The following is a 10,480-nucleotide window of genomic DNA, read 5'->3' as shown; positions in this document are numbered from 1 at the left end:
TCAATGCTAAGAGATGGTGTTATGTGGGATACAGATAGCCTCAAAAATTAACTATTGACGCCATAGTCTCTTGTTATGCAAATTGCTCACGTATCCCATGTAGCCCTAGAAACTTAAAACGAAATGCGTGCTCATGTTTGAGAACTATATTTAAGTCATCCACTGAATATAAGTATCGGTCTGCTGTAGTCGAACCATCCCATGAAGTAATGAACATCTCTGTTGAAAAGTCCAAAGATATACCCCACCATTCAATCACGAATTTATTTAGGAAACCGACTAGATACTGTAAAGCTAACAAAGCATGAGAGCTTGTATATAAATCAACACCATCGAGTGAACAAGGATGGGCATCGCTTTCAATCGCAACGTGCTTATAACTAATTTTGTCGTTAAAAGCTTCTGACTTTACTTTTTTACTTATCGATTTTACTTTGGGATGTACATGGTCATTTCGAAGTTTGACCAATGACCTAATTTGTTGGACATGTTTATCTCCTTTCTTGAGACTTTCACCGTTGTGCCATTGCAGGACGAAGTCAAACTTGTCGATAGTCGAAAATCTGTCGATCTTGTCTTTCATCGGTTCAGTTAATTCAAGAGACTCAAGGCATGAGTTTGCCGCAGCTTCCAGAGCATAGTTGACTGAGAGAATACTCGTTTTAGCGAGCCTAGAAGACAAGTCACTACTATCAGCATTCAACGACAGATCATACAAAGATACTGCATCTGCAAATATCGAGAAAAAGTGGTTTTGATTAATTTCAACTTCACGAATCATAGTAATCCCATTTGCATAACGCCGCATTAAGTGGTGAGCAACGCAGCCCACAGCACTTAAATCATTGTGCCGTAAACACTAAATTCGAAGCAAACCAAAAATGCCAAGCGTTGTGAATCCGTCTTAAATGCTTTGTTATATCTAATTGAAAGGCGAGAGTTCGGGGTCAATACACTCCTTTCGGCTGTAAGCCCCGAAAAAGGTTGAGACGTATCTCTCCTGCTACCACGCTAAAAATAGTAGACGTGTCGAATAGCTAGGTACTATTTACAACCAGTCTGAAAGGTATTTTCAAAATGAGAAGTTCTACTTAGTGATGTTTGATGATATCGAGCCTAGCGATTGGAAAAATGCGATTGCTACTTCTTTATTGTTGACTGGGATTTCAACAAAAAACAACAAAAGTAACGCACTCATTACGAAACCAAAAGTAAGGCAAATCATCAGTAGAGTATTATCTTCTGACATTTTACCTCTCAACCACCCTTTAGGGTGAATGTTTGCAGTATTAAAGAACACCTTTACGGGCATCTACGGCTACCCGCAAACATTATGAAGCTATCTGAATATTGATAACTAGGCAACTGTTACCTTTCTGAAGAGTTCAACAATGTGACCTTAGATATAACGTTTTATGTACGGCTTTTAGCCGTCTTTCATATTCTTATAAGGCAACCTTTTTAATATTACTTTAACTCGTAAACAATATGTTAACGAAAGTTAACAGAGATTAGATTACATGATGCCTTATAATTTCAGAAAAATGCTATTACCCAAATTCCTTTCGGATAGCTTTTGATCAGGGAAATTACTAGGTTCGAAGCAAGCGAGAGGGATACCTTCTCAATTGCCAGTACGGAGAGGGGCAGAACCGATTTAGGGCAACCTGTCGGCTCTTGTCGCATCGAGGTAACAGACTCTATCCGAATAGCAGCTTGTTTTCGATTTCTTATGTAAAATAACCGATCATAGAAAACACTAGCTTTAAAGCATTGTGCATATCTTCCGTTAATTTCGCGCGATGCTAGTTAGCGCCTTTTTGGCAAGAGGACTGGCGTTGACACTGATGCATTAAGTAAGCTATTGAATATATTATTTTATTTAGGTGCTCTATCTACTTTGATCATTTCTTCAATCTGGTTTGGATCCTCAGAAGGTAGAAGATCGTATATTGAGCAGTCTAAGTGGGCAGCCAATATGTAAACTTTTTCCAATGTTATTCTCTGTTCGCTCCGTTCCAGTATGCCGACTAACTTCTTGTTAAAACCGCACTCTAAACTAAGTTTCTCTTGGGAAATATTTTTTATGACTCTTTGGGTATGCAGCTTTTTTGCAAACTCGCGAACTATCTTATTCATTTTTATGGTTTTTAATATTTAGATGCTTCGAGATGAAGTTACTTTTAGATTTCCCCTTTTTCCTACGTTGATCTTTTCATTTCAACCCATTATATTGGGTATACGATAATCTACTTAGGCATCCCTAATGACTGTACGATTAAGAGAACCCTTCTTTAGCATATACAACTGCCTAGAGAGTGATGAGAAGATCACGCTCAACGACTTCGTTTCACGTATGAAGCAAATCGATATAGGTTACGAAAAGTTTGATGAAAAAGAGTTGAGAAAAATTGCTTACCGACAAATATGTCGATTGAAAGAAGAGGGACTATTTATACAGTTATCCCCGAAGTGGGATCAAAACCCCGAATTTGTGAAAATATTGAATCAAAAAATTTCCATTGTACCAATGTCAGGGTGTCGTATTAGCCCTTCTATTCCTGGAAATTACAATGTAGACGAGTTCTCGGAGGTGCTTGAACATGTACAAGCTCAGATTGACTCTGTACAGACTAAAAAAACAGAGCTAGCAGGAGAAGCCGAAGCATATAGAGAATTAAGTGAAAGCTTTCCAAAAATTAAAAATGTCATCGCAGAACGAACACGAACTGTCAACTTTGAGACGGCGAAATTAAATGGAATGCTGAATGCCCTTATGCTAACAATCGACACTCTACGTTCAGAATCGAATAGGGTGTAACTTCAGAGTGTTATTTTTGCCTCTTAACTGAAAATGGCTATACCAAAACAATGGTAAATGTAAAAGTTGATGATTAATAGCACAACTATAGAGGTAATATATTAGCTCTAAGTCGCTTGTTACTGAAGAAAATAAAAATTAAATGAGGCGAGTAACAGCATGTGTCTACATTTAGTAACTCATACTAACTCTTACACATCTGCTGGTTGGTCACAACTAGGTCGTAGATTAGATCTCAAAGCCCAAATGATGGCTATAAAAAATGCCATTACCTTCTACAAAAACATAACCCAATCAGCGTAGTTCAGGAGTTAATTTGCACAACTCTATACTTTATGCATATGCAACAAACAACAAGCTCGTGGGACAGTTTATCCAACAGTCGAAGACTAACTGGTCATTTTCATATTCTGATGAATGGTTAGCATACGATTCTAATTTCCCGATCTCGTTAAGTCTGCCACTAAGAAAGGGAGAGGTTTCATCATTTAATGCATTGAACTTTATGCATAATCTTCTGCCTGATTTAATGGAAGAACGATTAAGCCTTGCTCACTCGGTAGGTTTGCAATCCATAGATGCATTCACCTTACTCTCCAAAATTGGTCACGATTGCACTGGCGGCGTTTCATTTACAGGGAGCAAGGAACCTCCAAATATTGGATGGCAATATCGAGAGATATCAAGAAGTGAATTAGATCAACTCGTTACACTACGTAAATCATTTCTCTCTTTCTTTGGAGATTATCGACCTTGTATTTCGGGGACACAGCAAAAAACAACTTTAACTAAGTTGAACGGTAAATGGTACGTACCTCAAGGGAAATCACTGAGTAGCCACATTATTAAATATTCAATGGATACGATTGTACAAAGTAACTCGGTACTAGATATGAGCAGAAGCATTGAGAATGAATTCATTTGTACCCAAATAGCCAAGGAACTTGGTTTTAACGTTCCCAATATAGAGATAATAGCGACTGAATCAGGAGCTAAAGCTCTTGCTGTGGAACGGTTCGACCGATGTTTTGGTGACGGAGTCGTGTCTCGTAGACACCAAGAAGATTTCTGCCAAATTTTAGGTGTGCCTGAACATAAAAAATATCAATCGGAGAGTAATCTAGGAGTATCCAAAATTGTTGATGTTTTGAGTCTCTCGGCGGAAAGAAAGGCGAACAATCATGACTTTTTTAAGTTCATGGTTTTGCAATGTCTTCTTGGTGCCACTGACGGTCATCTCAAGAACTTTTCTGTGCATATTGATTCAAATAGACGCTATCAACTCACGCCATTTTACGATTTGCTATCGGCTTACCCTGCTGTCGGCACTAGAGGCTTAAATAAGCGAAAGCTAAAGTTATCGATGGGAATGAAAGCATCCAAGGGATATAAATACCATATCAACAAAATTTTCTTACGGCATATAGAGCAGACAGCTAATCAGTTTGGTATCAGCAATGCGAACTGCCGTGAAATCATCTCTGCCTTTCTCGCTCAATTCATTAACGCACTTAGCTCTATAGACAAACGATTTCCTGGAAAGGAGTTTTCGCTAGTAAAGGACGCAATATTTCAACATGCCACTGAAATCGCCGAAAAGTTAAACAGAACAATTAAGTAAACATCTTGGCTAACAATTGTTGCACGTTTTATAAACATACGCATTAACAATGAGGGAAAGATGGCTGAAACCACAACCAATGGAAGTAATACGACTCTTGATTTGAGGCAAGGCAGTCTTTCGCTCTGTTAAGTGTCGATAAGAACGATATTGTAACGATAAAATTTGGCGATGAAGTAACGGTTTTATGAATGACAAATACCCAGTTATCACGACAGGTTTATTGAAGGTGATTACGTCAATAAAAACGGGAGTAGTTGGCAATGAAAGGTGGGGATGGTATGAAAACAAAAACGGCACTCTATAGGAAGAGCTTACTAGTAAACGTATCATTTGTATTGCCGAAGGAAAAAGTGACACATGAAGAGTCTTAATCTCTTTTTTATTTGAGTCACTAACTGAACTTTCACAATTGTTGTCTAATGAAAATATGAAAGTACTGAAATGGAGCTAATGCAGACTAGCACTGCTGATGTGTAATAATGTGATGTGCAGTAACTCATACTCAATCTTACACATCCGATGCTTAATCACGACAGTGATAGTACAGTCAGCTTGCGGGTATCATAGCTCACAATTGGACAAAAGTGAACTAGACCTATTGCTCTGACTCGTTCTGTCAGATTAGGAAAAGTAGGTTGATTCCTTGATCATTTGTTAGGAAAAAATCCCACCAATTTTTAAAGATAACGTAGTAATTGCAACTAAAGTAGAAAGTATTGAGATCATAACAGGAACAAAAAATTTTTTATTCTCGGCTCTTAATGACGCAAGCACACTAACCATAAGTGGGTAATTAACACAATACTTATCTTCACCTATTTTCAATACAAAGAAATTCACATTTGACCCATCGGAACGCTTATAACCATATTTCTCATCCATGTGATAATAAAGCCTTCCAAATACAATATCAGCCTCAGTTTTCAGATCAGAAGAGATATCTTCAATATTGAGAGGAACAAATATTTTTGCTTTACGAATAGATTTATCGTTTTTGTATGATAAATAGTCATTTTTATATTTTTTATATATTAATTCTAATATTTCTTTATCAGTAGGAATATTCATACATTTCCTCTTTTCCCTAACTCCCTGTTAAAGGTTGAGCAACGCAATGCTAAAGCCGCCGCACACCACCTTAATCACTTAAACCAACGCATAGTAAAAATGCCACGCGCTGCGAATCCCTCTCGAACCGTTGGTTAAGGTCACTTTTCCACGTATTGCTTAGACTCTTCACAAATCCAGCTATAGTGTTCTGGATTACTACTATAGCGGTAGTTATCGAGATAAAACTTTAACCTTTCAACTTTACCTAACTTATCCCTGTCAATGGCTGAAATAACTAAACCTCTTGAGATATTGTACTGTTTTTCATCTAACTTCTTAACATGAGATAGCGTTTGTGAAACTACGCCAAATGACTCAATCATCCGAGAGTTGTTTCTGTAAAACTCCGAACATGATAAGTACACATTTTCACCTCTCAAATAGGATTGATATGCTTGATCTTCTACTTCCGTGAGATGCTTTTCATTTGCGAGGGAGCTAATTAAATTATCTAACGATATTTTATGCTCGGATATTACTCTATCCAGCTTTGACTGCTTGCTTGACTCAATCACCTGCAAACCTAGAAACAGTATTGAAACAAGAGTAAATATAGGAGTTAGAATCCCACTGATATACGTACCAAAATTCGCAAAGTCTTGTGTTGTTGCATATTGATATAAATCATGAAATTTGAAAAAGTACGGAGCAATAGTAAGAATCACCGCTATCAGTAAAATGACTATCAACGTTCTAAGATGTTTCATTTATTCTCCTGACCTTTAACAGTGTCTTTTTAACAGACATTGTCTTCATAAAATACAGACGTCATAGCAGCAACATGCTGTTCTATAGGTCTTATTCTTCCTTCCACTCAAAAATTGCTGAACATGTCTGTATAATTATAAGTGTTCAACTAGACTCATAATCTGCCATTAGGATAAATAGGTCAATAACTGACTTAGGAAAGTGGTCAGGAATCTTGAGCTAAGCAGTTTTGGGGCATAAATGCTTCAGCCAGACTCGCAGTATCAAAACTCTACAATAGCAATCGACGACTAACCCGAAGCGTAAAGAAAGTCCCTTTACACCCAACCCTCTTTTCAAGCATTTTTATCGGTGTATGTATATGAAATTGGCGAATTATGCACGATAGGTAGCCCTACTGCCGACCCGATACATCCTAAAACACTTAGTAGGATAAGTGCGTTATTTTCTCTCTAATGCCCTTGACGATCAAACTGTTTAGCCCCAAAATAACTGTATATGTGTACAGCTATCTTTATTATGAAAGTTATCCCTATCTTAGCAAGCGCTGGTATTACAGGCTTTGAAAGCCCTGCTGCTGAATACAGACAACTGGGAATGAGCCTTGATGAACTGCTAGTTGAGCATCCAAGTGCTACATTCATCGGACAAGCAATGGGGGAATCTATGCAAGAGATTGGCATTTTTGATGGTGACTTGTTGATTGTAGATCGTCACGTTGCCGTCCAAAACCTTGATGTAATCGTGGCCAATTATAATGGTGAGTTCGTTTGTAAAATGCTAGATATAACACGTCGATCACTCTTATCTGCAAATAAAGCAATGATGCCTATCTGTATTCATGCTCAAGATACATTTTCGATTGAAGGTGTAGTGATTCGATCTATCCGTTGTCACCGCCCAAGCTATTTACTCTCATCTCGTAGAAAATAATGTTTGCCCTAGTTGATGCTAATTCCTTTTATTGTAGTGCTGAACAAGTTTTTAGACCCGAGTGGAGAGGTAAGCCCGTAATCGTTCTGTCGAATAATGATGGCTGTGTCGTTGCAGCTAATCGTCAAGCTAAAGAAGCAGGTATAGCAAAGTTTAAACCTTACTTTGAAGTCAAAGCATTGTGTGAGTTGAAAGGTGTAATTGCTCTATCATCTAATTATGAACTTTACGCAGATTTGTCGTCCAAAATGATGGATGTTATCGGGCGGTTTGCGCCTGAGCAATATTTATACTCCATTGATGAATCATTTCTTTCCTTTCATCGCTGCTTTCCTGCCATTAAAGACTTACGAGAACATGGCTCTTTAATCCGACGAGCCGTTTGGAAAGAGTGTCGATTACCAGTATGTATAGGTATGGGAACAACGCTAACCCTCGCCAAAATTGCCAATCATGCAGCTAAAAAAATTCAAGGCTGTAAGGGCGTTTGCGTTATCGACAATGAACATCAGCGTACCTCTATATTAAAGCAGCTAGAAGTTGGTGATGTATGGGGAGTGGGCAAAAAAATATCAACACGATTAAAACATATGGGGATTAACTCAGCTTATGATTTGTCTCAGTATGCCCCAGAACAAGCACGTCGGGAATTTTCAGTAGAAATTGAAAGAACCGTTCGTGAATTAAATGGTGTCGCTTGCAAGGGCTGGGACACAGCTAGAGCTGATAAAAAGCAGATTTACTCAACTCGTAGTGTTGGAACAAGAATCACCGACCTTGAACTACTGAAGCAAGCACTAAGTAAACACGCCGCTATAGCAGCACATAAAGCACGAAATCAAAAGTCTCTGTGTAAAGCTATGCTCTGTTTTGCTTCCAGCTCCCCATTTGATGATAAACCTCAGAGCTTCCGTATAGTTCATCATTTTGCATATCCAACTGCTGACTCAATGCAGTTGGTCAAAGTTGCTACGAAGGCAGCAACACAATTGTTCAAACCAGGTGTACGTTATTACAAAATTGGCATCGGTTTGATCGATCTAGTTAATGGGCAGCACGAACAATTAGCTCTGTTAAATCAAACCCCGAGTAATGATAAGTTAATGAAAGTGTTTGATAGTCTTAATAATCGGTATGGCACTGATACGCTTTTTGTTGGTTCCCAAGGCATAGAGCAGAAATGGAGCATGCGGAGAGAAATGCTTACTCCGCAATACACAACCAACTGGCTAGATATACCTAAAGTAAGGTGTTAACAGTTCAACTCTCAACAAAGGTGTATTTTCTGTGAGCTGCGTTAGTACACCTTTGGACAAAAGCGCGTTAGAGTATGGGTTCTAACGTGCGAGGTTGGGATTAGAAAAAGTATCTTGAAATCTTAAACGTTGTTAGGTCACGACACTATCTTTCCTTTGAGGACATCAATACTTATAAGAATATCTAATTACCTTTAGCTTCAACTAAAGAAATACATGCTTGATTCAATTTATGTAATTTTTCCAACTCTTTATTATTTATATCTCCTCGTTCAAACAATGAATCAATTTCGCTTTTTCGACCATATGTACCTCTAACTATATCGAACTTAATTAATTCATTTTGAATTTCCTCACAAGCATTACTTTCTATCGAAATTCCACACTTATTTAAAACATTCTCAATAGCTCGACTAGAACCAGACAAGCTGTATTTAAAGTGAGAATTTGGGGAACCATACCAAGAAGATAGGTCTAATGTAACTGAAGAACTACTCATTAATTTTTTTATATTATTTTTTTCCGACTCTGCAATGTGTATAAATTGAGAACCCCATTTTTGAGTCATATATATTAACTCAGTTGACTCGTCCCACTTTATTTTCCTGTTAGCCGAGGAATACCCATCCTTTGTAGAGTCATCTGTCATATTTGGTACATGAGTAAATCCAAAATTGACCCACATTGAGCCTGCTGTATTACAACCCACACTAACCCATGACTTTGCATTAGTGTATGGTGAAGCCAAAGGCTTCATACTTTTAACACTTTCAGAATAAGCATAATATATGTGGTTATTAGCCATTGGATCTGTGTCGCTAGATGTTGTCCATCCAGCCAGTAAATCAAATGCAGGAGCCAGTGACAGTAAAATTAATAACTTTTTATTCATTTATCGACTCTCAGTTCTTATTTTGATGGCTAGCACAACGGAATTAAAATCATAAGGTATATTGTAGGAACTAAACAGCTCTTCGTGACTACCTGAACCAACTTGAAACTCATTTAGAAAAAAATTCCTTTTTTCGCTTCTTTTCCCAGAGCTTCTTCAAATAGTGTCCTAAGCAATATATCACCTTATGCTGATAATGTAGCACCGCTTGGCTATACTTGAGCGAAGCGAAACTGCCAAACGTTGAGAATCACTCTCAAATGCTTTGTATGCTGGCTTACTAAACAAGCCAACTTGATCCTTCATTGTAATTCAGGAACGGACTGTTGCCCTGTTTTTGATACGAGTCACACACAGCGTCCAAGATGGACTTAGTTAAGTGGTAAAAAAAACCTGTTGTGTAGACCAGTTCCCAACGATTTTCAAACGAAATTCCATCAATAGGTGACATGTCGGTCACTTTAGATACTTCCTGATAGTATGCTGCTTTGGTGAGCTTAACATCGATATCTACACCATTACCTGGGTTACGAAACTCATGCGCCAGCTTGTTTCTATATTTCCAAATCAAATTCCCATGTGTAAATACCGACGGATTGGGAACCCCCTTTTTAATAGGTTCTCCGTTAATATCTTTTGGCCATATTTCCAGAATTTCTGCTAATGTGGGATCTCTATCAATACTTATGTTCTGTTTGAATAACCTTTGAGTTTTTGGAAAACGCTCTAAGTGCATACCTTGCACACATTTGTGAAAATCTTGAAACTCGATTGGTACTGACTTTAAACTATTTAAAGTAGCTAAGAGCTGTAAAAGGCTTACATGATCACTATATTCAAATTCTGAAAAGCACTTTATCGTCTCTCTGAAACGCTCACCATTTTTCATCTTAGTATCAGGAAATGCAGCTACTGATAGCGAATCGAGAATTGAACACAACAATAGCTTCGCAGGTACACCTTGATACCTTCGATTACGCTTTGCTAGCGCAGCTGCAATCATTGTTCTGTTGTATAGCTTAAAACGATTTATTTTTTCGTGCGTTGTTTCCAATTATAAACTCCTGACAGTGGTAAGCCCTCCACTTTCATAGACACTATGCTGATTAGAGGAAGCAGGTCAAACCACCTCACTA

At 37.9% G+C, this 10,480-nt stretch carries 10 protein-coding genes and 1 pseudogene; 5 read left to right on the top strand and 6 right to left on the bottom strand.

Annotated elements, in window-relative coordinates:
- Positions 1-73: 73 nt before the first annotated feature.
- Positions 74-781, bottom strand: coding sequence for a hypothetical protein (locus R7041_RS14825; RefSeq protein WP_065274809.1), 708 nt, complete (start codon positions 779-781; stop codon positions 74-76).
- Between the two features lie 306 nt (positions 782-1,087).
- Positions 1,088-1,249 carry a hypothetical protein gene (locus tag R7041_RS14820; RefSeq protein WP_154215390.1) on the bottom strand — a complete coding sequence of 54 codons (162 nt, stop codon included), beginning with the start codon at positions 1,247-1,249 and terminating at the stop codon, positions 1,088-1,090.
- A gap of 1,017 nt (positions 1,250-2,266) precedes the next feature.
- Here R7041_RS14820 and R7041_RS14810 point away from each other — a divergent pair.
- The 3 genes and pseudogenes from R7041_RS14810 to R7041_RS14800 all read left to right on the top strand — a co-directional run bounded on the left by R7041_RS14810 (position 2,267) and on the right by R7041_RS14800 (position 4,749).
- Complete coding sequence (locus tag R7041_RS14810) at positions 2,267-2,821, top strand: hypothetical protein (protein WP_065274811.1); 555 nt, start codon at positions 2,267-2,269, stop codon at positions 2,819-2,821.
- A 316-nt stretch (positions 2,822-3,137) separates the two neighbouring features.
- Entirely contained in the window at positions 3,138-4,442 is a 1,305-nt protein-coding gene (locus R7041_RS14805; RefSeq protein ID WP_065274812.1) for a HipA domain-containing protein, read from the top strand.
- Between the two features lie 60 nt (positions 4,443-4,502).
- Positions 4,503-4,749: pseudogene (locus R7041_RS14800) on the top strand (hypothetical protein).
- 350 nt (positions 4,750-5,099) lie between these two features.
- Here the strand turns inward: R7041_RS14800 and R7041_RS14795 are convergent.
- Both R7041_RS14795 and R7041_RS14790 read right to left on the bottom strand, forming a co-directional pair.
- On the bottom strand, positions 5,100-5,513 hold the full coding sequence (locus tag R7041_RS14795; RefSeq protein WP_065274813.1) for a hypothetical protein: 414 nt from the start codon (positions 5,511-5,513) through the stop codon (positions 5,100-5,102).
- A 140-nt stretch (positions 5,514-5,653) separates the two neighbouring features.
- Positions 5,654-6,262, bottom strand: coding sequence for a hypothetical protein (locus tag R7041_RS14790; protein WP_025767087.1), 609 nt, complete (start codon positions 6,260-6,262; stop codon positions 5,654-5,656).
- 520 nt (positions 6,263-6,782) lie between these two features.
- On the opposite strand from R7041_RS14790, the gene R7041_RS14785 reads away from it, so the two are divergent.
- Positions 6,783-7,196: a S24 family peptidase gene (locus R7041_RS14785; RefSeq protein ID WP_065274814.1), complete on the top strand. Its 414-nt coding sequence runs from the start codon at positions 6,783-6,785 to the stop codon at positions 7,194-7,196.
- Positions 7,196-8,452, top strand: coding sequence for a Y-family DNA polymerase (locus tag R7041_RS14780; RefSeq protein WP_065274815.1), 1,257 nt, complete (start codon positions 7,196-7,198; stop codon positions 8,450-8,452). Before R7041_RS14785 ends, R7041_RS14780 begins: the two co-directional genes overlap by 1 nt.
- Positions 8,453-8,636: 184 nt before the next feature.
- Here R7041_RS14780 and R7041_RS14775 read toward each other — a convergent pair whose 3' ends face one another.
- Both R7041_RS14775 and R7041_RS14770 read right to left on the bottom strand, forming a co-directional pair.
- Positions 8,637-9,344: a hypothetical protein gene (locus R7041_RS14775; protein WP_065274816.1), complete on the bottom strand. Its 708-nt coding sequence runs from the start codon at positions 9,342-9,344 to the stop codon at positions 8,637-8,639.
- A 280-nt stretch (positions 9,345-9,624) separates the two neighbouring features.
- A complete protein-coding gene (locus R7041_RS14770) occupies positions 9,625-10,398 on the bottom strand; it encodes a hypothetical protein (protein WP_065274817.1) in 774 nt (257 codons plus the stop codon).
- Positions 10,399-10,480: the final 82 nt, after the last annotated feature.

The sequence above is a fragment of the Vibrio sp. 1751 genome, from assembly GCF_033339895.1.
GTDB classification, from domain to species: Bacteria; Pseudomonadota; Gammaproteobacteria; order Enterobacterales; family Vibrionaceae; genus Vibrio; species Vibrio alginolyticus.
This window is presented reverse-complemented; position numbering and strand designations above follow the sequence as displayed.